The following is a 19,111-nucleotide window of genomic DNA, read 5'->3' on the forward strand; positions in this document are numbered from 1 at the left end:
GCCTTGCAGGCGTCTTCACTGCCTGGAACCGCGTCATGATGGATATTGCTGTGCTTTCTGTGTTCGCCTTCGCCGCTGGGTTGATCGACGCCGCGGTGGGTGGCGGCGGGCTGATCCAGATCCCGGCCTTGTTCAACGTGTTGCCCTCCGCGCAACCGGCCGCCTTGCTCGGCAGCAACAAACTGGCGTCCGTGTGCGGCACGGCCTTCGCGGCCCGCTCGTTCATCCGTAAAGTGACGCTGGATTGGGGGTTGATCGTACCGGCGGCACTCAGTGCCTTTGTCATGTCGTTCGCGGGGGCCGCCACGGTGTCGCTGGTACCCCCCAGCGTGATGCGCCCGGCGGTGCTGGTGCTGATCGTGCTGATGGCTGTCTACACCTTCTGCAAGAAGGACTTCGGCACCTTGCACACACCTGCCCAGGTCGGCCGCAAGGAGCAGTGCCTGGCAGTGCTGATCGGCGGTGCTATCGGCTTCTACGATGGCCTGTTCGGCCCGGGCACCGGTAGCTTCCTGATCTTCCTGTTCATCCGCTTCTTTGCCCTGGACTTCCTGCACGCCTCGGCTTCGGCCAAGGTGGTGAACATTGCCACCAACCTGGCGGCGCTGGTGTTCTTCGTGCCGACGGGCAACGTGCTGTACGCCATAGCCTTGCCCATGGCAGTGTGCAACATTCTCGGCGCGCTGACCGGTACCTGGCTGGCGGTACGCAAGGGTGCCGGGTTTGTCCGCGGGCTGTTCCTGGTGCTGTTGTGTGTGCTGATCGCCAAGCTGTCGTGGGACCTGCTGGCCGGCTAGTTCAGATCACCAGGCGCTGTGCTTCGGCCTGTTCGACGCGGTTGCGGCCCCGGGCCTTGGCCCGGTACAGGGCCTGGTCGGCACTGGCCAGCAGTTCGTCGAGGCTGGGGGCCGGCATGTCTGCGTCGCAGCCTGCCACACCGATACTCACGGTAATCTGCAGGCGCTGGTCGGCCTGTGTCACGTGCAGGTCCTGTATGGCGCGGCGCAGGCGTTCGGCGGTGAAGTTGGCCCGCTCTGGCGCAAGTCCGGGCAGGATGACAACGAATTCTTCGCCACCCAGGCGTGCGATCAGCTCATCGTTGTGCAGCTGGTCCTGGAGGGTGCTGGCGAATTGGCGCAGAACCTGGTCACCGACGGCATGGCCGTGGGCATCGTTGATCGACTTGAAGTGGTCGATGTCCAGCATCATCAGGGTCAGCGGCAGCGCCTGGGCGTGCTGTTGACGGCTCTCCAGCAGCGCGTTGGCGCGGCGTGTGAAGGCGCTGCGGGTGAGCACACCGGTGAGGTGGTCGACGGTGGCCTGGTGCGCCAGGCGGGCCATGAGGCTACGGTTGGCCTGGCTGACGCAGGCCACCACCAGCGGCCCGAGCACCAGCATGGCGATGCCCAGGCGCGCCGACATCAGCGTGGTAACCCCAGGCTCGCTCTGCGGCACGCTGAAGTGCATGAGGTTTTGCGCCACAGCCACGATCAGCGTACTGCCGGCCGTGAGCGTCAGCAATGAAACCAGAAACGGTGAATAGGTCCAGGCACACCACAGTAACGCGGCAATCGGGAAGGCAATGGCCCCAGGGCCACCGAATGCGATGCTGAATGCCAGCGAGGCCAGCAGTACCAGCAACGGCGCCAGGCGGATGGGCTGCGCGCCGCCGCGCACCAAGGCCCGCACCGAGGGCGCTGTAAGCAGCACCGGCAGCACCAGCACGCCGGTCGAGAACTGTTCGCTGAGCCAGGCTAGCCAGGTGGCGCGCAACGACTGTTCGAACCAGGGTGCGGCCATTACCGCTGCCATGCTCGCCGCCACCATGGCAGCGGCGGCGCAGGCGGCGAACACGCTGAGTACGCCGTGCGGGCTGCGCATGCGCCGGTGCATGCGTGGCAAGCGCGACAGCAGCTGCCAGAGGGTGACCACCACGCCAAGATTGCACAGGTTTAACCACAGAGCCGGTACCCAGGCGCTGCCACACAGCAGGTCGGCCCCGACCATGGCCAGCCACACCAGGCTAAAGCCCGTAAACGTGGCTTGACGGGGGTAGCGCAGCAGTACGCCGGCCAGTACGGCATTGACTGGCCAGAACAGCGACAGCGATTCGATCGGGCGTGCCAGGATACCGCCCAGGGTAAGGGCGAAGGTTACGCCAACTACAACGACATAAGGCAACACGCGCGATTGGGCTGGAAAAACCATGAACTCGACCGGCAAGCGGAAACGAAATCCAGGACAACGCGATAGAGCACCTGGGGCAATTACCTGCAGTGTGTTGGCTCAGGGTGGTTGATGTCAATCTGCCGCGATTGGTTGCGATAATGTCAAATTGCCTCTATTTCTGGCCACTTTCCTCACAGCCCGAAGAACCACGGCACCATCACGACGGTAACCAGCATCACCAGCACGGTGAACGGCACGCCAATCTTGACGAAGTCAGCGAAGCGGTATTGCCCGGGCCCAAGCACCAGCGTGTTGACCGGTGATGACACCGGCGTCATGAATGCCGCTGACGCGGCCAGTGCGACGGTCATGGCGAACGGGTAGGGCGACATGCCCAGCTGCGCCGCAGTGCTGACAGCCACCGGCGCCATCAGAACCGCGGTGGCGGTGTTGGAAATGAACAGCCCGATCACTGCGGTGACGGCGAACAGGCAGGCAAGAATGGCGCTGGGGCCGGCACCACCCAGCACGTTCACCAGCCCACCCACCGCCAGGTCGATGCCGCCGGTTTTCTGCAGCGCCTGGGCGAAGGGCAGCATGCCCACGATCAGCACCAGGCTTTGCCAGTGGATGGCGCGGTAGGCACTGTTCATGTCGATGCAACGGCCTGCGCCCATCAGCAAGCAGCCGATCAACGCTGCAATGACATTGGGTACGGCGCCGCTGACCATTAGCCCGACCATTACCGCCAGGCTAAGCAACGCTTGCGGCGCGCGAGTGCGGGCTGGTGCGACCAGGTCGATCTCGGCGGGCAAGCTCAGGACCAGGAAATCTTTGGGCTTGCTTTGCAATTGGCGTACTGCCTTCCACGGGCCGACTACCAGCAGCGTGTCGCCAAGGCGCAGCTTTTCTTCCACCAGTTGCTCTTCGATAGCGGCCTGATCGCGGCGCAGGCCGACCACGTTGAGGCCATAGCGGGTGCGAAACGCCAGTTCGAGAATACTCTTGCCGATCAACTGCGAGCCGGGCGGCAGCGAGACCTCAGCCATTCCCAAATCCTGGGACTGGTCGATGAAGTACGCGGCCTTGAAGTGCAGCGGCTCCAGGTGCATGGTTTGGCACAGGCTGCGCAGGTCGTCATGCTTGGCGAACAGATCGAGCAGCAGCACGTCGCCCTGATGCAACACGGTGCCCGAGTCGGCCGCGATCACGCGCGTTGTGAACTTGTGCTGGCGCTCGATACCGATCACGTTGGCGCCGTGTCTGGTGCGCAGTTGCAGTTCGCCAAGGTTGTGGCCGATCAGCGGCGACTGAGGGCGGATGCGCAGGCGTCGTTCACGGCCGTTGAGCTTGTAGTCCAGTACCAGGTCCAGCAAGGTGCGGCGGCTTTCCACCCGGCCGTCCTTGCGCACTTCACCGTTGAGCCAGTGCCTGGTCAGCAGCATGTAGCCAATGCCCAGCACCAGCACCACCAGGCCGAACGGGGTAAAGCTGAAGAAGCTGAACCCCGCTTCGCCATGGCGGACCAGCTCGCTGTGCACCACTACGTTGGGCGGTGTGGCGACCAGGCTGAGCATGCCACTGATGAGGCCGGCAAAAGCCAGTGGCATCATCAGGCGGCTGGGTGACAGCTGCAGGCGCGCAGCGATGCTCAGCACCACCGGGATGAAAATGGCCACCACGCCGGTGGAGCTCATGATTGATCCCAGCCCGGCCACCGCCACCATCAGCAGTACCAGCAGGCGCGCTTCGCTATTGCCGGCCCGCTCGCTCATCCATTCGCCGATGCGATAGGCAATGCCGGTGCGCACCAAGCCTTCGCCAATCACGAACAGGGCGGCGATCAGCACCACGTTGGGGTCGCTGAACCCGGCCAGGGCCTGTTCCACGGTAAGGATGCCGAGTAGTGGCAGGGCGAGAATCACCAGCAGCGCGACCACGTCCATACGTGGGCGGTTGATGACGAACAGGGTAATCACGATGGCCAGCAGGCCGAGGACCCAGAGCAACTCATGGTTCATGGGGAGGGGGTGTTCCTTCACACGGGGGCACGATAGACAGTAGCAGTCAGTGTGCCAGCTTGTAGTGAAGGGGGTGTTGATGTGCTGCAACAAAAAGGGCCGCTATGCGGCCCTCCGGTCACGGGGTCAGTGACGGTGGCGGTGGTGCTTCTTGCTGCCGCGGTTGTTGTCGCCCAGATGGTTGCCGAGGGCACCACCGGCCGCGCCGCCCAGGCCGGCACCCACGGTCGAACCGGTCTTGCCGCCTACTGCGCCGCCCAGCAGCGAGCCGCCGGCCGAGCCCAGGCCACCGCCGATGGCGGCTTCGGTACGGTTGCCTTTGCGCGCACCGACAGCGCTGCCGGCTGCGCCGCCAACGCCGGCACCGATGGCTGCGCCGGTCTTGCCGCCGAGCTGTTGACCAACAACGTTGCCCAGGACACCCCCCAGGCCACCGCCAATGGCGGCAGTACCGTCACCGGCGAAAGCGCCCTGGCATAGCAGCAGGCCGAGGGCAAGGGAAGGCAGAGTCAGACGCATGATACGAACCTCAAAGGAATCATCAGGATAAGTCGCCGCGCAACGGGCGGCAGGTCAGGGCTGAAAGGACGCTTCAGCGGTAGTAGCGGTCACCGCGGTATTGCCGATCGTCATCGTCGTCGCGGTCATGGCGGTGGTGGTGGCGATGGTCACGGTCGCGGTCACGCCAGCCGTCGTCATCATGGTAGCGATGGCTATGGCAACCTGCGGTCAGCAGGACAACAGCAACCAGAGAAAGGCTTGCAAGACGCGTGAGCACGATATAGGTCCTTGATCCGCATAGGTTTACGGGGCACCTTTTAAGACTGGGACCGATCGATTTGGTTTCCCGGGCGGGCAAAAAAATTATGCTTCAAGTGATCAGCGCCAAGGCGTCCGTCTGAAAGAACGGGCTGTGGCGCTGACCGGCATTGATCGTTCCAAGCGTATCAACACGTTCTGGCCATGCTTGGCCGGCGGCGAAGTGCTGTGCAATGGGTCGCCTTGGCCGGGGCGTGTCAAATCAGGATGCTGGTTGAATCGCCAGCACCACGCCATTGGTGATCTGCACCAGCACATAATGCTTGCCCATGCGCACCCAATGGCTTTCCTTTTCCGGTTCGGGCAGGCCTTTGGCTTTCCAGTCCTGGATGGCCTGGTCATCGCGTTTGTACTGGTCCGGGGCCTTGTCGCCGACGTTCAGTTCACGGTTGTGGGTTTCGGGGGCTGTGATGCTTTCTTCGCTCGAGGGGGCGGCGCTGACGCTCAGGGGCAGGCAAGGCAGGGCGGCGAGTAGCAGATAGTGCAGTTTCATGATGGGTTCCTCGTGATGGCATGTTTTATCTGCGACAGCGGCAAGTGCGCGGCAATTCACTCGGGATGCCTGCCAGTGCTAGAGTCGCCTTCTTTTTTGCGACCCCGAGGATGGAACATGCGTGCGATTCTGCCGTTGGCTGCGGTGCTGATGCTGGCCGGTTGTGCTTCTGCGACCATGGAAACGGCGCGTGGCGGCAAGCCGACTGCGCAGCTCGACTCGCACAAGGCGCCAGAGCTGGTTGCCCAGTGCATCCAGTTCAGCTGGCAGGAAGAGAAGGTTTTCGGTGATGACGCCAGCGGCTACCTGGAGCCGCGCAAGCAGGGCGGATTCACCGTGTTTACCCGTGAGGCCGAAGCGTTCGTGGACGTTTACCCGCAGTCGGGCGGGACGCGTGTGGATTACTACGCGAAGCAGAACGACGGCGTGGCTCTGCAGCGCCGAGCGGCTGCTGCAACCTGCCTGTAACGGCTGGCGCTATCGCCGCTCCTGTAAGGGCCCGTGCATTCAGGGTACTGAGCAAGGCAGTTGTTGCCACAGCAGAGGCGCGCGGGCTTTACAGTTTTTTTCAAGGCAGTTGTGTCGCAGCGCGCGCGGTGGCGGCTAGCATAAGGTGCTTCCACGCAAGGACGACACCATGGACCGTTCACTGCAACTCAACCGTATAAGCTGGGATGAGCGTGCCCCATTGCACGCCGCTTCGAAGGACTACGAGGTCGAACGCCTGGTCCAGCAACACGGGCACTTGTCCGAAACCGTACGCTTCGACCTGCCATTGCTCGGTGACATCGACGGGCTTGATACGGTCCACTTGCAGTGCCACATCGGCACCGACACCCTGTCGCTGGCGCGCCTTGGCGCCAAGGTTTGCGGCCTGGATTATTCCAAGGCTTCGCTGGCCGAAGCACGGGCATTGGCCGAGCGATGTGCGCTGCCCATCCAGTATGTCGAGTCTGACGTCTATGCCGCCGACAAGGTACTGCCGGCGGGTACGTTCGACCTGGTCTACACCGGTATTGGCGCGCTCTGCTGGCTGCCCCGCATCGAGCCATGGGCACGCACCGTCGCGGCACTGCTGAAACCGGGCGGGCGACTGTTCCTGCGCGACGGGCATCCGATGCTGATGGCTGTCAACGAAGATCATCAGGACCGCCTGCAGCTCGAATATCCGTATTTCGAGCACGAAGCGCCGACGGTGTGGCACACCGACCAGACCTACGTCGAAACCGATCAACGCCTGACCCACACCGAAACCCACGAGTGGAACCACGGCCTGGGTGAAGTGATCACCGCCTTGCTGGCTCACGGCCTGCAGCTGACAGCGCTGGTCGAGCACCAGAGCATCCCCTGGGAGGCGCTGCCAGGGCAGATGGTCAAGGGCGAAGACGGCGAATATCGCCTGCGCGAGCAGCCTGCACGCCTGCCCCTGAGTTACACCTTGGTCGCCGTCAAAGCCTGATCAGGACAGGAAGCCACCGTCGACATTGAGCGTGGTGCCGGTGGTGTAGCTGGAGGCATCGCTGGCCAGGTACAGCACCGCGCCCGCCATTTCCTTGGGGTCGGCCACGCGTTTGAGGGGGATCTGCTGCAAGGCGGCGTTGAGGATGGCTTCGTTCTTCACCAATGCCGAAGCGAACTTGGTATCGGTCAGCCCCGGCAGTAGCGCGTTGCAGCGAATACCGAAGGGTGCACACTCTTTGGCGAACACCTTGGTCATGTTGATGACCGCCGCCTTGGTCACCGAGTAGATGCCTTGGAACAGCCCGGGTGAAACACCGTTGATCGACGCCACGTTGATGATGCTGCCGCCGCCGTTCTCGCGCATCAGCTTGCCAGCCTCCACCGACATGAAGAAGTAACCACGGATGTTCACGTCCACGGTCTTCTGGAACGCCCCTGGGTCGGTGTCCAGCACATTGCAGAATTGCGGGTTGGTGGCTGCATTGTTGACCAGCACGTCCAGTCGCCCGAACTGTTCGCGAATGCCGGCGAACACCTGCTGAATCTGTTCCAGCTCACCAATGTGGCAGGCCACAGCCGTGGCCTTGCCGCCGGCGGCAATGATGGCGTCGGCCACCTGCTGGCACCCGTCAAGCTTGCGGCTGGAAACGATCACATGGGCCCCTTGCTGCGCGAGCAAGTGGGCGATGGCCTCGCCGATGCCACGGCTGGCGCCGGAAACAAAGGCAATCTTGCCGTCGAGGTCGAACAGGTGGGTCTTGGACATGCTGTTTTCCTTGTTATCCGTCGTCGTGGGCTGTGCTCAGAGGCTGGACTTGGAAATGACCTGCAAGGTCATTTGTTCCAGCAAGCGGTTCATGTGAATGAACTGGGCGAAACGCTTGTCCTGGGTCTGGCCATGGTAGTAGCGGTAGTAGATCTGCTGAACGATGCCTGCCAGGCGGAACAGGCCATAGCAATAGTAGTAATCGAAGTTGTCCAGGCGGATGCCGGCGCGCTCGGCGTAGTAATCGACGAACTGGCGACGGCTGAGCATGCCCGGCGCGTTGCTCGGCTGGCGGCGCATCAACTGCACTGGCGTCGGGTCGCCGGCTTCGATCCAGTAGGCTAGGCAGTTGCCCAGGTCCATGAGTGGGTCGCCCAGGGTGGCCATTTCCCAGTCCAGCACACCGATGATGCGCATGGGGTTGTCCGCGTCCAGGATGACGTTGTCGAACCGGTAGTCGTTGTGCACGATGCCTGGGCGCGGGTGGTCGGCCGGCATTTTTTCGTGCAGCCAGGCGGTTACCGTTTCCCAGCGTGGCGCATCCGGTGTCAGGGCTTTTTCATAACGGCTGGTCCAGCCCTCGATCTGGCGCTGCACGTAGCCCTCCGGCTTGCCCAGGTCGGCCAGGCCGCAGGCGGTGTAGTCCACCTGGTGCAGCTCGACCAGGCGGTCGATGAAGCTTTTGCACAGGGCTTCGGTCCGGCTGGCGTCCAGGTTCAGTTCGGCTGGGATGTCCGAGCGCAGGATGATGCCCTTGACCCGTTCCATCACATAGAACTCGCCGCCGATCAGGCCGGTGTCGGTGCAGTGTGCGTAGGCCTTGGGGCAGTAGGGGAAGCCGCTGTTCAGTTGGTTGAGGATGCGGTACTCGCGACCCATGTCGTGGGCCGATTTGGCCTTTTGACCGAAGGGTGGTCGACGCAGCACGAAGTCGCGGCCCGGGTAGCTGACCAGGTAGGTGAGGTTGGAGGCGCCGCCAGGAAACTGGCTGATGCTCGGCAGGCCGTGCAGGCCGGGGATATTGGCTTTGAAGTAAGGGTCGATGACGGCCGCGTCGAGTTCTTCGCCGGGGCGTACCTGGGTGGACTGGTCGGTGAGCGTCATGCGTCTTCCTTATTCTCGATAGCAAGTACTATTGGGTAATCTAATGGTCCGCCAGGGTTGGAACAATCGTCCCATGTGCCAAATAGGTGAGGGTGTTGCTGGTGGATCACTGCACCGAATGCAGGGCAAAAAAAACCGAAGCCGTCAGGCTTCGGTTTTTCGATCATCCGGTATTCCCAGCCCTCAGGACGGGAACAGCTCGCTGAGTTTCATCGACAGCATCATGTCGCCTTCAACCCGCAGCTTGCCACCCATGAAGGCCTGCATGCCGTCGGTTTCGCCGCTTACGATACCCTTCAGGGTTTCGGCGTCCATCACCAGGGTGCAGTTGGCATCCGGGTTTTCGCCTTCCTGCAGGTCGCAGGTGCCGTCCTTGACGATCAGCGCGTAGTGCTTGTCTTCGTCGGTGATGTTGAAGCCGAACACCAGGTCCAGGCCGGCGGCAGCGGATGGGTTGAATTTCTCTTGCATCTTTTTGACGGCATCAGCTACGGAGGTCATGGCGCATTCCTTATAGAGTGATTTACACGTCCCCGCAGGGACACAACAAGCCGGGCTTATCGGTAGGTGACAAGCTCCGGCGCCCTCAACAGCTGCACATGGGCCTGGCTGTTGAAGGAGGCCAGTGCCACGTCGCGGCCGCGAAACTTCAGCTGGCTGAGCGACGTGTTGATGATCTGCCAGTTCAGCGCGAACGCCTGGCTGGGGGTAATACCGGTAACCAGGTGGAGCAGGGCGGCAATGGTGCCACCCGAGGTGAAGATAGCAACATGATCGCCGCTGCCGGCGCTGTCCAGCACGCGTTGCAAGCCCCCTTGTACGCGTGACGTAAACGAATGCCAGGTTTCCAGGCCATTATCGGCATGCTCGCCATCGTGCCAGCGCTGCACCATCAACGCGAACAGGCGCTGAAACTCGCTGCGATGCTGCGCAGCATTGCGCAGCACATGCAGGGCATCGGGCTCTTCCGGCAGCAGGTCGGGCAACAGGGCGCGGATCACCCCGTCGGCATCGAACTCATTGAATGCGGCGTCGGTCTCAACCGCCGGCACCGGGCAGCCGTTGGCGTGCAGCGCCTGCAGCGCCAGCCGTGCGGTATCCTGCTGGCGGCGCAGGTCGCCAGCCACGCAGCGGTCCAGCCGCACGCCCAACTGGGCCAGGTGTTCACCCAGGGCCTGGCTCTGGCGCACGCCCACGGGCGAGAGGACGTCGTAGTCATCGGCACCGAAGGAGGCTTGGCCATGTCGAATCAGGTAGAGATTGCCCACGAAAGGTTCCGGCCTGTTGGAGGTTGCTGCGAGGTTAGGATGCGGCTCACGGGCTGTCAACGAAAAAACATACAAGCGTTTGAAAAGGTTGTTTGAAAGATGTTGCCAGCGTTTACACCGGCTGGCAGCACCACAGACGCAACGGTATGCTTGCAACAGTGACGCGCCGTAGTGGCGCAGGCATTTAAGGAGTCAACGTGGAGTTTCTTGCCGAATACGCAAGCTTTCTCGCCAAAACCGCCACCCTGGTCATCGCCATCCTGGTGGTGCTGTCGGCCATCGCTGGTCTGCGTGGCAAAGGTCGGCGCAAATCGGGCGGGCAATTACAGGTCACCCGACTGAACGATTTTTACAAGGACCTGCGTGAGCGCCTGGAGTCCGGCCTGCTCGACAAGGCCCAGCTCAAGGCCCTGCGCAAGCAGCAGGCCAAGGCGGAAAAACAGCAGAAGAAGGGCAAGGCCGAGGACAAGAGCCGGGTATTCGTACTGGACTTTGATGGCGACATCAAAGCCTCGGCCACCGAAAGCCTGCGCAACGAAATCACCGCACTGCTGACGCTCGCTACCGCGCGTGACGAAGTGGTACTGCGCCTGGAAAGCGGCGGTGGCCTGGTGCACAGTTACGGCTTGGCTGCGTCGCAACTGGCGCGTATCCGCCAGGCGGGCATCCCGTTGACCGTGTGCATCGACAAGGTGGCTGCCAGCGGTGGGTACATGATGGCCTGCATCGGCGAGAAGATCGTCAGTGCCCCATTCGCCGTACTGGGGTCTATTGGCGTGGTGGCGCAGTTGCCCAACGTCAACCGCCTGCTGAAAAAGCACGACATCGACTTCGAAGTGCTGACTGCTGGCGAATACAAGCGCACCCTGACCGTCTTTGGCGAAAACACCGAGAAGGGCCGGGAGAAGTTCCAGGAAGACCTGGACATCACTCACCAGTTGTTCAAGGATTTCGTCGCACGCTATCGTCCGCAGTTGCACATCGATGAAGTGGCCACTGGCGAAGTCTGGCTGGGCGTAGCCGCCTTGAATCGCAAGCTGGTTGACCAGTTGCAGACCAGTGATGAGTACCTGAGCGAGCGCGCACGCAACGCCAACCTGTTCCACCTGCACTATGCCGAACGCAAGAGCCTGCAGGAGCGCATTGGCATGGCCGCCAGCGGTACCGTGGAGAACGCGGTGGTAGGCTTGTGGAGTAAACTCAGCCGCCTGCGCTAACACCTTGAACCCGTTGAAATTTTTTTTCGTTCAGGGGGTTGCAAGGTTAAAAGAATGAAGACATAATGGCGCCCATCGAAACGCAGCAAACTTTGAAAAAGGTTCAGCGTTTCAAGGAGATAGCAAAGCGCAAGCAGCTAGATCCGACCTTTGAGGCCGAGTAGCAAAGTGGTTATGCTCCGGATTGCAAATCCGTCTACGCCGGTTCGATTCCGACCTCGGCCTCCACCATTCGAAAGCCCCGCAGATTAACGTCTGCGGGGTTTTTCTTTATGGGTCGAAAAAAGGCAAGAGTTCCGAAACTTTCGGGGTGGAGTTCTGAAACTTCAGCCTTTCGAGGGCTTTGCGATCTCCCTCTTTCGAGTGGCCCGGCAGTACGCTTGCCTCGCTAAGGTCGTAGATCTCTTATGCGGCCTTCGGTTGGATATCGCGGAGCTGGATGAAGCACAGCGAAAGGTGCTGGCTGGTGTGTCGCGTAACCTTATCGAGCAGCAGGCTTAGGTTGTTGCTCACTCCGTTCGTTTCCAGGACGATCCTCAGTCGCTGCCGGTCTTACCCCGAGGTTTCGATCAGAGATTGGGTGGTTGCTGAGCGTGGTGAGGCGGCAGAAGCCCTGTCGTTCTCCTACGTCAGCGGCCCTTACCAGTCCCGGCGCCTGGCCAACATTGAGTTGCGCCGCCGGCTCGGCGGAATACTGCCCGCAACGAGACCGATTGTCTTAGAACTTGAAGCCATCATGAGAAAACGAGTTCAGTTCTGTGCGTTCAAAAATAATGAGAACAGCTCGGACTGAGATTTAATGCCGAGTTTGCTGTACATGTGCTTGCGATGGACCTTCACAGTCTCTGCGGAAATCGCCAGCTTGCGCGCGATCTCCTTGTTCGAGCAGCCGCTAAGCATAAGCCGGCCAACTTCCAGTTCACGGGCGGAAAGCGGCGTATCCAACTGCTGGTCAGTAGAGTCCAGCCAGCTCTGCCAGCTGGGTGCCGGCGACGTGTTCTGCTCCAGCGCTTCCCGCTCGAATGCCATGCGCTGACGCATCAGGGCGGCAACCCAGGACTGGATGAGAGTGAGTAGGGCGGTCTGCTCTGCATTGAAGAGACACTCACTTCCCAGCGAGAGGCTGAGGGTGCGCTCCGTGTCGAGCTGGACGTTGATATGTGCTTCGTCGGCAACGACATTGAGGCGGAAGTAGCGTTGGTAATAGTCGGTTTGCTCGAAGCACTCCGGCGCCACGTCGGCTAGCCAAAACAAACCGCTCTGCGGTGCTTCCCGGTTGGCGAGATAAAAAGGGTCGAGCAAATACAGGCCTTTGAGGTAGTCCTGAAAGAGCGGATCTGGCCCGCCATCCTTGCCTGGGCATTCAGCGAGCACCTGCGGGCGACCACTGCTGAATATCAGCACGACCCAACTGTCCACCGGAATGTATCTATCCAGTTGACGCACCAAGGCCAGCCAGAAATTAGGGCGGTCAAGTGCCTCGATTAGTCTGCCGATGGCCTGGTGCCAAGCCATGTCCTGCAGTGTAATGCTCCCGTTTCTACCCATACGGGGTTACCCCATCGAAGTAATTACTTTCCGTTTTACGGCTCTCCATACTTCGTTTCAGCCCTGGCGGGTGCTGTTCAGTTTGGCGATTGAGCCAACATACACGTGAAAGGATCACCGATGAAGATTGAACTTGTACAACTCTCCGGTCGCGATGGCGATACCGCTTATAACCTGGAACGTACATTGCAGGCCATCGCTACCTGCGCCGTGGATACCGATCTGCTGATTTTCCCAGAGACCCAGCTGATGGGATTTGCCAGCGCCCAACAGCTCGCCGAAATCGCCGAGCCCGTTAACGGGCCGAGTGTGCAGGCCGTGCAACGCGCCGTACACGAACGAAACGTCTCAGCGGTGATTGGTCTGGCTGAGAACGACTCCGGCACCGTTTACAACACCTCCTTGCTGGTCACCCCGCAAGGGATCGCATTGAGTTATCGCAAGACTCACCTTTGGCCGTCGGAGCGCGGATTGTTCCAACAAGGAGACCGCTATGTCACCGCACTGTGGAAGGGCATCCGTGTCGGTATCCTGATTTGCTACGACATTGAGTTTCCGGAAAGTGCTCGGGCGCTCGGCCAACTCGGCGCCGAGCTCATATTGGTCACTAACGGTAACATGGATCCTTACGGCCCTGTCCACCGCACTGCAATAATGGCTCGCGCTCAGGAAAACCAGGCATTCGCGGTGATGGTCAATCGGGTGGGCGACGGCGACGAAGGGCTCGTTTTTGCCGGCGGCAGCGCCGCTGTCGATCCCTTCGGGCGCACGCTATTCGAAGCGGGCCGCGCAGAGTGTCGGCAGGTGGTGGAATTAGATCTCGACCTGCTGCGCACCGCCCGCCACGAATATGACTACCTCGGTGACCGCCGCCTGTTCCTGACCGGCGATCAGAGTGAGCACGATGATGGTCGACGTGAGCTCCTGATCCCCTGAATCAGTTGTGGGGCGCAACAGCAACACAACGATTGTTCCGTCTTAACGGCTGTTTCGACCCTGCCACAACAGTAATTCACAAACTAGTAGGAGCAGTGCTCGTGTCTCTGGACTCAGCGCTAACGCTCCGGAGCATCCCCATGAAACGGATTCGTTACATGCAATTCGCGCTGGTCTCTCTGTTCAGTTTTGGCGTGGTTTGCGCCGAGGCCGGTGACGCTCAAAAGCCAAGTGTCCATATCTACAACTGGTATGACTACATTGCCCCGAACACCGTGAAAGACTTCCAGAAAGAAGCAGGCGTCAGCGTGGTGTACGACGTGTTCGACAACAGTGAGGTCATGCAAAGCAAACTGATGGCTGGCCGCAGTGGTTATGACGTTGTGGTTGCCAGTGCCGACCTGCTACCGAACCTGATCAAAGCCGGTGTGCTGAAACGACTGGATCGCTCCAAGTTACCCAACTGGTCCCATCTCGATCCCGACGTCCTCGCCAAGTTGCAGAGCAATGATCCCGGAAACAGCTACGCGGCCCCTTATTTGTGGGGGACCACTGGCATCGGCTATGACGCGGACAAGGTTAAGTCATTACTCGGCCCCGATGCGCCAGTCAATTCCTGGGACTTGATTTTCAAGGAAGAAAATCTAGCCAAACTCCGTCAATGCGGTGTGGCCATGCTGGACGCGCCTGGCGAGGTTATTCCCATCGCACTGCACTACCTTGGACTGCCATACAACAGCCATAACCCGGACGATTACAAAAAAGCTCAGGAACTGCTGCTGAAGCTACGCCCCCATATTGCCTACTTCGATTCTTCCAGGTTCATCTCTGATCTCGCCAATGGCAACGTCTGCGTCGTGCTGGGCTGGGCGGGCGGTGTCTCCGACGCGCAGAAAGCCTCCGAGCTGGCTGGCAACCATCGAAACCTTGTCTACAGCATTCCACGCGAAGGTGCCCCGGTGTGGGTGGAAAGTATGGTGCAGCTCAACGATGCGCCGAACCCGGAGCAAGGGTTGGCCTTCATCAACTACATGTTGCGCCCCGAAGTCATTGCTGAGTCATCCAACTACCTGAGCTATCCGAACGCGAACAAGGATGCCACTGCGCTTGTAGAGAAGAAGATCCGCGACAATCCTGGGGTATATCCGTCCAAGGATGTGCTGTCCACGCTTTTCCCCCTGGAGCCACTGCCGCTGAAGCTGGAGCGCATTCGGACCCGTGCGTGGAACACGGTCAAGACCGGCAATTAATTGGCAGACCCGGTTCTGCTGATGATTGACCAAACCCCAGTCATGAAACAAACCAAAACAAGAGCGAGAGATCATGAAAGACACGATGAAGCCACGTGCCCGCGACCTGAATATTCAGTTCGGCCAACTGCAACCCGGTCCCCTCAATGCCATCACCGATGTGCCGGGCGTTCGGGTCGGTCACAGCAATGTGCGAGGACGCACCGCCAACGGCCGCGACATCCTGACTGGGGTAACAATCATCGAGCCGCGTGTCGGTTCCACCAGCCAGCAACCGTGCTTTGCCGGCGTCCATGTGTTGAATGGCAACGGCGACGCAACCGGTCTGGAGTGGATTCGCGAAGCGGGTCTTTTGACCAGTCCCATCGCCTTCACCAACACCCACAGCCTGGGTGTGGTGCGCGATGCACTGATTGTGCTGGACCGTGAACAACAACCGGATGACGGCCGTATCTACTGGAACATGCCGGTGGTGCTGGAGACCTATGACGGGCTGCTCAACGACATCAACGGTTTTCATGTGAAGCACGAGCATGTGGCCGAAGCCCTGAGTAATGCTGTAATTGGGCCCGTTATCGAGGGCGCGGTCGGTGGTGGCAGCGGCATGATCTGCCACGAATTCAAGGGCGGTATCGGCACCGCATCGCGGCGCCTGAGTAGCACTCAGGGCAGCTGGACTGTTGGCGCCATTGTCCAGGCGAACCACGGCATCCGTAACGAACTGCGCGTCGACGGCTATCCGGTGGGACGCTACATGGAACAGGCTGACTCCCCGTTCCTCAAGGCTTCGCTGCCGCACCCGGGCATGGGCTCGATAGTCGTTTGCCTGGCCACCGATGCGCCGTTGCTGCCACACCAATGTACGCGCCTGGCACAACGCGCCAGCATCGGTCTCGCCCGCACCGGTGGTGGTAACGAAGACCACAGCGGTGACATTTTCATCGCCTTTTCCACCGGTAATCATGTGCCGCCGGCAGCTTACGAAAGTAAGCGCGCGCCGACCACCGACAACCTTAGCATGGTCAACAACGACCATATCAGCGAGTTGTTTCTTGCCGCCACCGAAGCGGTGGAAGAAGCCATCATCAACGCCTTACTAGCCGCTGACACCGCCGAAGGCAACGGCCATGCAGTACCGGGACTGGATTGTGAGACGCTGCTCAAAGCCTTGCATCAGGCCGGCTGGCCGGGAGCGGCGAATGGTTAACTGATCTCTTCGCTTGGCCGCCCGAGCTTCAGGACAAGCGTTGAGTCTTTGGCGGGGCTGCTGAATAGCCGATTGTCCGATTCAGCTCACAGATGAGTCAGACGAATTTGCGTAAAACTGCACGTTCGCTATGGTGGCAATAAACCACCTGACTACAACTAAAGTCGTAGGAGCGTCTCATGAGAATACGCGGTGATGTTTTCTGGGCCTGGGCTGACCCGACGCTTCATCACCGAACTCACGACGAGACACTCGACGATGGGACATACATTGATGTTCAGACGCGGCTGTCGCGGACAGGCAAAACGCAGATGTTCATCGGGGTGTACGCCCCTGGTGGCATGGCTATCCTCGAGGAGGCCTTCGATTCTCGCCCTGGCGAGTCGATGACCAGGGCGCTGGCGTGGGGCGTTGGCCGGGCCCGACGTGTCGCCGCTGAAGGTGCGCCTGCGGCAGGCTTTCTGGCTGCCTCGAAATAGCGGAGGCGCGCAGCGCCGGAGGTCGAGCGGCGACTTACTGTCATCAGCGAAGACGCAGTGCGTGAAATGCCTGCGTCGCCACACTTCCAGCTATCCGACAGAGTGGGCATCATCAGCCTGGCCCGTCATCCTCGCTGGCCAGCGCCCTCACTTTTGGATTTTTTCATCAAGGAGCCGTTGACATAGCGCACCGTGTTTTCCAGGGCTTGTGTCATGTCGGGATGCGTAAACTGGTACTTGCGCTCCAATTGCCTGCTGTTTCCCATGTCGAAGCGCTGCGTCTGAATAAAGTTCAATGACTCGGCGCTGATCGCCAAGCGGGTCGCCAGTCCCGGAATCGTCAATATCGACCTGAGCAACCCTATGGGTATATGGCGGTGGGGTGCCTTGACCTTTAGCGTGTCTGCGATCTGCCCAAGCATTCCCTGCAAGTTCGGTGTTCGCTCATATAGCGCCAGAACTTGCCGGTTGGCCATGGAGGGGTCGAACGCCACGCAAGTTATCATTTTCACCAGATAATCGACGCTGACCAATGGCAACCAGTGACTGGCGGAGCCGGGAATGGCTTTGAACCGGCCTTGTGCCAGATTGCGAATGAGTTCGGCAAGCGGTTGTCCGTCCAGGATATGCCCGTTCTCGCTGTGGCCGCACACCGTAGCAGGGTGAACAATCGTGTAATCCGCATCCGCGTCTTGCATATAGCGGATGACTGCAAAATGGGACTCGAGTTTGCTGCCTTCGTAGCCGCCTACACGGGCGTAGACTGCGGGCCAGTTTGTGTTTTCAGGGCACTGAGTATCAACCCCGATACTGGCAAGGTGGTTGAGGTTTTGCAGCATGAAGCCGCCTACCATGAGCAATCGGATGCGCTGGCTGGCCGCAAGCCTGGCCACGCTCAGAGCACCTTGGACATTGACTGTGCGGGCGCGCTCCGGTGTCAGCCCCCAGGAAAATTGCGCCGCGAGATGGAAAAATACAGCGGCCGAAGTGACGCGTTCTTTGTCTGCTTCGCTGAGGCCAAGCCCCTCCTGGCTGATATCGCCTTCAACGGCATGGATATACTCAGGGTTACCCCCCAGTTGGCCTACCTGCTCCTTGAGGCGTTCGATGTTACCGGGGCTGCGCATCAGCACCCAGGTCTTGTGCCCTTGCGCAGTAAGACCGGCCAGCAAATGTTGCCCCACAAAGCCGCTGCCGCCGGTGACAAAGCACTCCACACTCATGTTTGAATCCTTGTTTGAATGATGGGCGCAGGCTAAGGTGTAGAGCCTGCTCTACAGTCAAGGATTTTTAACGTGAATATTGGAGAGTTGGAGCGCCGGAGTGGGCTCAGCCGCCATACATTGCGCTATTACGAACAGCTCGGGCTTATCGAGCCACACCGACAAGCCAACAACTATCGCAGTTACAGTGAACAGACCGTTGCTGACTTGGCTTTCATACAGAGTGCCCAGGGCGGAGGCTTTTCACTTGCTGAGATTGGGGACATTCTAGTGGCCAGGCGGGGGAACACGATCGATTGCGCGCAAGGCGCCGTCTTGGTCGCCGCCAAGATGGCCGAGATTCAAACGAAGATCAAAACGCTACAAGCCGCTTATGTTTTTCTGGACGCGGAGCGTGCCAAGCTCGAAGCCAGTGCTATTGCCAATGGGCAGATAATTCCCTGAAGTTCTGTCCATGACCCTTTTCGATCGAGCGTCAGCCTTCAGGTAAGGTTACACCGCAGATAAATTCATGCGTCCCCAAGCGGTGCGAGCCGAATTCCACCACGTAGCCGTCTCCTCTGCGCTGCGCCTCTGCCATGGCCGTTTTCTGGTCGGCATAAACGTCGACAAAATGCCACGGGTGTCGGTCTCTCAGGACCCCCCATCCGATGACCCAGCCTTCCCGCGAAGGGTCCGGCGGCAGGTGCTTCGCCAAGCTTCGAATGGACATACCGATCTCCTCATATGCACAGGCTCGCCCTTGCAGGTTGAGCACTTTTCTTGAACCACACCTAGCGGGCGTCGGTCTTCAGCATGAAGGATGAGTGATATTTCCAGGTTTCCTCATCAAATATTGAAATGTTCGCAGCCTAGGATTGAACTCAAGCCAATTCCACCATCGAGGGAGTCAGGAAATGGATTATTCCAGCATGGTTGAATCGTTGGACAAGATGCTGAAAGCAACGGCTGCAGCCAAGACCTGCCTGCAGCCGTCAGAGACAGAGCGTCAACCATACCTCCGTAGCCATTCGTCCGCGACGTCACCCATGGTTGATGGGGTGCCACTCTTGATCCAAAGCATGAATCCTCGGTCGAACTTGAATGCCGCCCCGCACTCACTGAGCAGAAACTGACGAACCTTCTGCGTGTTGCGGTAATGCTTGTCCAG

General features: G+C 60.1%; 22 protein-coding genes and 1 tRNA gene. 10 read left to right on the top strand and 13 right to left on the bottom strand.

The window, feature by feature from the left end; genetic code table 11:
- Positions 1-35: 35 nt before the first annotated feature.
- The gene (locus tag ACF8O8_RS26795) at positions 36-797 is read left to right on the top strand and encodes a TSUP family transporter (protein WP_010954755.1); all 762 of its coding nucleotides are present in this window, start codon (positions 36-38) and stop codon (positions 795-797) included.
- Position 798: 1 nt separating this feature from the next.
- Here the strand turns inward: ACF8O8_RS26795 and ACF8O8_RS26800 are convergent, their stop codons facing one another.
- From ACF8O8_RS26800 to ACF8O8_RS26820, 5 genes are all read right to left on the bottom strand, one after another.
- The gene (locus tag ACF8O8_RS26800) at positions 799-2,223 is read right to left on the bottom strand and encodes a diguanylate cyclase (RefSeq protein WP_392510840.1); all 1,425 of its coding nucleotides are present in this window, start codon (positions 2,221-2,223) and stop codon (positions 799-801) included.
- Positions 2,224-2,360: 137 nt separating this feature from the next.
- The gene (locus tag ACF8O8_RS26805; protein WP_392510842.1) at positions 2,361-4,190 is read right to left on the bottom strand and encodes an SLC13 family permease; all 1,830 of its coding nucleotides are present in this window, start codon (positions 4,188-4,190) and stop codon (positions 2,361-2,363) included.
- Positions 4,191-4,316: 126 nt separating this feature from the next.
- Positions 4,317-4,709: a glycine zipper domain-containing protein gene (locus tag ACF8O8_RS26810; RefSeq protein WP_010954752.1), complete on the bottom strand. Its 393-nt coding sequence runs from the start codon at positions 4,707-4,709 to the stop codon at positions 4,317-4,319.
- Positions 4,710-4,782: 73 nt separating this feature from the next.
- Positions 4,783-4,968, bottom strand: a complete 186-nt coding sequence (locus ACF8O8_RS26815) for a hypothetical protein (protein ID WP_004577263.1) — start codon at positions 4,966-4,968, stop codon at positions 4,783-4,785.
- 243 nt (positions 4,969-5,211) lie between these two features.
- On the bottom strand, positions 5,212-5,502 hold the full coding sequence (locus tag ACF8O8_RS26820; RefSeq protein ID WP_010954750.1) for an RcnB family protein: 291 nt from the start codon (positions 5,500-5,502) through the stop codon (positions 5,212-5,214).
- 117 nt (positions 5,503-5,619) lie between these two features.
- On the opposite strand from ACF8O8_RS26820, the gene ACF8O8_RS26825 reads away from it, so the two are divergent.
- Positions 5,620-5,970 carry a hypothetical protein gene (locus ACF8O8_RS26825; protein WP_012051882.1) on the top strand — a complete coding sequence of 117 codons (351 nt, stop codon included), beginning with the start codon at positions 5,620-5,622 and terminating at the stop codon, positions 5,968-5,970.
- Positions 5,971-6,139: 169 nt separating this feature from the next.
- On the top strand, positions 6,140-6,961 hold the full coding sequence (locus ACF8O8_RS26830; protein WP_003251085.1) for a bifunctional 2-polyprenyl-6-hydroxyphenol methylase/3-demethylubiquinol 3-O-methyltransferase UbiG: 822 nt from the start codon (positions 6,140-6,142) through the stop codon (positions 6,959-6,961).
- On the opposite strand, the gene ACF8O8_RS26835 is transcribed toward ACF8O8_RS26830, so the two are convergent.
- From ACF8O8_RS26835 to ACF8O8_RS26850, 4 genes are all read right to left on the bottom strand, one after another.
- Positions 6,962-7,729 (bottom strand): SDR family oxidoreductase, encoded by a 768-nt coding sequence (locus ACF8O8_RS26835; RefSeq protein WP_003251082.1) that lies wholly within the window; start codon positions 7,727-7,729, stop codon positions 6,962-6,964. It lies immediately after the preceding gene.
- A 36-nt stretch (positions 7,730-7,765) separates the two neighbouring features.
- Positions 7,766-8,833, bottom strand: a complete 1,068-nt coding sequence (locus tag ACF8O8_RS26840; protein ID WP_010954749.1) for a phosphotransferase family protein — start codon at positions 8,831-8,833, stop codon at positions 7,766-7,768.
- A gap of 183 nt (positions 8,834-9,016) precedes the next feature.
- Positions 9,017-9,334 carry an SCP2 sterol-binding domain-containing protein gene (locus ACF8O8_RS26845; protein WP_003251077.1) on the bottom strand — a complete coding sequence of 106 codons (318 nt, stop codon included), beginning with the start codon at positions 9,332-9,334 and terminating at the stop codon, positions 9,017-9,019.
- 56 nt (positions 9,335-9,390) lie between these two features.
- Positions 9,391-10,101: a histidine phosphatase family protein gene (locus tag ACF8O8_RS26850; RefSeq protein WP_010954748.1), complete on the bottom strand. Its 711-nt coding sequence runs from the start codon at positions 10,099-10,101 to the stop codon at positions 9,391-9,393.
- A gap of 197 nt (positions 10,102-10,298) precedes the next feature.
- Between ACF8O8_RS26850 and sohB the strand changes: the two genes are divergently transcribed.
- Together sohB and ACF8O8_RS26860 are read left to right on the top strand one after the other, a co-directional pair.
- Positions 10,299-11,318, top strand: a complete 1,020-nt coding sequence (sohB, locus tag ACF8O8_RS26855) for a protease SohB (RefSeq protein ID WP_392510845.1) — start codon at positions 10,299-10,301, stop codon at positions 11,316-11,318.
- A 154-nt stretch (positions 11,319-11,472) separates the two neighbouring features.
- Positions 11,473-11,546: transfer RNA gene (locus ACF8O8_RS26860), tRNA-Cys, on the top strand.
- Positions 11,547-12,068: 522 nt separating this feature from the next.
- On the opposite strand, the gene ACF8O8_RS26865 is transcribed toward ACF8O8_RS26860, so the two are convergent.
- Entirely contained in the window at positions 12,069-12,866 is a 798-nt protein-coding gene (locus tag ACF8O8_RS26865; RefSeq protein WP_010954674.1) for a helix-turn-helix transcriptional regulator, read from the bottom strand.
- Positions 12,867-12,986: 120 nt separating this feature from the next.
- On the opposite strand from ACF8O8_RS26865, the gene ACF8O8_RS26870 reads away from it, so the two are divergent.
- From ACF8O8_RS26870 to ACF8O8_RS26885, 4 genes are all read left to right on the top strand, one after another.
- Entirely contained in the window at positions 12,987-13,802 is an 816-nt protein-coding gene (locus tag ACF8O8_RS26870) for a carbon-nitrogen hydrolase family protein (protein ID WP_010954673.1), read from the top strand.
- Positions 13,803-13,942: 140 nt separating this feature from the next.
- The gene (locus tag ACF8O8_RS26875) at positions 13,943-15,052 is read left to right on the top strand and encodes a polyamine ABC transporter substrate-binding protein (RefSeq protein ID WP_010954672.1); all 1,110 of its coding nucleotides are present in this window, start codon (positions 13,943-13,945) and stop codon (positions 15,050-15,052) included.
- 85 nt (positions 15,053-15,137) lie between these two features.
- Complete coding sequence (locus tag ACF8O8_RS26880; RefSeq protein WP_049587969.1) at positions 15,138-16,259, top strand: P1 family peptidase; 1,122 nt, start codon at positions 15,138-15,140, stop codon at positions 16,257-16,259.
- Positions 16,260-16,438: 179 nt separating this feature from the next.
- Positions 16,439-16,738, top strand: a complete 300-nt coding sequence (locus ACF8O8_RS26885; RefSeq protein WP_010954670.1) for a hypothetical protein — start codon at positions 16,439-16,441, stop codon at positions 16,736-16,738.
- A 125-nt stretch (positions 16,739-16,863) separates the two neighbouring features.
- Here ACF8O8_RS26885 and ACF8O8_RS26890 read toward each other — a convergent pair whose 3' ends face one another.
- Positions 16,864-17,961, bottom strand: coding sequence for an SDR family oxidoreductase (locus ACF8O8_RS26890; protein WP_010954669.1), 1,098 nt, complete (start codon positions 17,959-17,961; stop codon positions 16,864-16,866).
- Positions 17,962-18,033: 72 nt separating this feature from the next.
- Between ACF8O8_RS26890 and ACF8O8_RS26895 the strand changes: the two genes are divergently transcribed.
- The gene (locus ACF8O8_RS26895) at positions 18,034-18,405 is read left to right on the top strand and encodes a MerR family transcriptional regulator (RefSeq protein WP_020191349.1); all 372 of its coding nucleotides are present in this window, start codon (positions 18,034-18,036) and stop codon (positions 18,403-18,405) included.
- A 31-nt stretch (positions 18,406-18,436) separates the two neighbouring features.
- Here the strand turns inward: ACF8O8_RS26895 and ACF8O8_RS26900 are convergent, their stop codons facing one another.
- Both ACF8O8_RS26900 and ACF8O8_RS26905 read right to left on the bottom strand, forming a co-directional pair.
- Positions 18,437-18,673 (bottom strand): hypothetical protein, encoded by a 237-nt coding sequence (locus ACF8O8_RS26900; protein WP_020191348.1) that lies wholly within the window; start codon positions 18,671-18,673, stop codon positions 18,437-18,439.
- A gap of 276 nt (positions 18,674-18,949) precedes the next feature.
- Positions 18,950-19,111, bottom strand: a 162-nt coding sequence (locus tag ACF8O8_RS26905) for a DUF6434 domain-containing protein (RefSeq protein ID WP_392510849.1), incomplete at its 5' end; no start/stop codon positions are given.

This window comes from Pseudomonas sp. TYF_14, assembly GCF_043105275.1.
Classification (GTDB): domain Bacteria; phylum Pseudomonadota; class Gammaproteobacteria; order Pseudomonadales; family Pseudomonadaceae; genus Aquipseudomonas; species Aquipseudomonas alloputida.

Excerpts from the sequence above, each read along its gene's own strand:
- ACF8O8_RS26795 (WP_010954755.1), top strand. The coding sequence starts at position 36 with ATGATGGATATTGCTGTGCTTTCTGTGTTCGCCTTCGCCGCTGGGTTG.
- ACF8O8_RS26805 (WP_392510842.1), bottom strand. The coding sequence starts at position 4,190 with ATGAACCATGAGTTGCTCTGGGTCCTCGGCCTGCTGGCCATCGTGATT.
- ACF8O8_RS26810 (WP_010954752.1), bottom strand. The coding sequence starts at position 4,709 with ATGCGTCTGACTCTGCCTTCCCTTGCCCTCGGCCTGCTGCTATGCCAG.
- ACF8O8_RS26820 (WP_010954750.1), bottom strand. The coding sequence starts at position 5,502 with ATGAAACTGCACTATCTGCTACTCGCCGCCCTGCCTTGCCTGCCCCTG.
- ACF8O8_RS26825 (WP_012051882.1), top strand. The coding sequence starts at position 5,620 with ATGCGTGCGATTCTGCCGTTGGCTGCGGTGCTGATGCTGGCCGGTTGT.
- ACF8O8_RS26830 (WP_003251085.1), top strand. The coding sequence starts at position 6,140 with ATGGACCGTTCACTGCAACTCAACCGTATAAGCTGGGATGAGCGTGCC.
- ACF8O8_RS26835 (WP_003251082.1), bottom strand. The coding sequence starts at position 7,729 with ATGTCCAAGACCCACCTGTTCGACCTCGACGGCAAGATTGCCTTTGTT.
- ACF8O8_RS26840 (WP_010954749.1), bottom strand. The coding sequence starts at position 8,833 with ATGACGCTCACCGACCAGTCCACCCAGGTACGCCCCGGCGAAGAACTC.
- ACF8O8_RS26845 (WP_003251077.1), bottom strand. The coding sequence starts at position 9,334 with ATGACCTCCGTAGCTGATGCCGTCAAAAAGATGCAAGAGAAATTCAAC.
- ACF8O8_RS26865 (WP_010954674.1), bottom strand. The coding sequence starts at position 12,866 with ATGGGTAGAAACGGGAGCATTACACTGCAGGACATGGCTTGGCACCAG.
- ACF8O8_RS26870 (WP_010954673.1), top strand. The coding sequence starts at position 12,987 with ATGAAGATTGAACTTGTACAACTCTCCGGTCGCGATGGCGATACCGCT.
- ACF8O8_RS26875 (WP_010954672.1), top strand. The coding sequence starts at position 13,943 with ATGAAACGGATTCGTTACATGCAATTCGCGCTGGTCTCTCTGTTCAGT.
- ACF8O8_RS26880 (WP_049587969.1), top strand. The coding sequence starts at position 15,138 with ATGAAGCCACGTGCCCGCGACCTGAATATTCAGTTCGGCCAACTGCAA.
- ACF8O8_RS26885 (WP_010954670.1), top strand. The coding sequence starts at position 16,439 with ATGAGAATACGCGGTGATGTTTTCTGGGCCTGGGCTGACCCGACGCTT.
- ACF8O8_RS26890 (WP_010954669.1), bottom strand. The coding sequence starts at position 17,961 with ATGAGTGTGGAGTGCTTTGTCACCGGCGGCAGCGGCTTTGTGGGGCAA.
- ACF8O8_RS26900 (WP_020191348.1), bottom strand. The coding sequence starts at position 18,673 with ATGTCCATTCGAAGCTTGGCGAAGCACCTGCCGCCGGACCCTTCGCGG.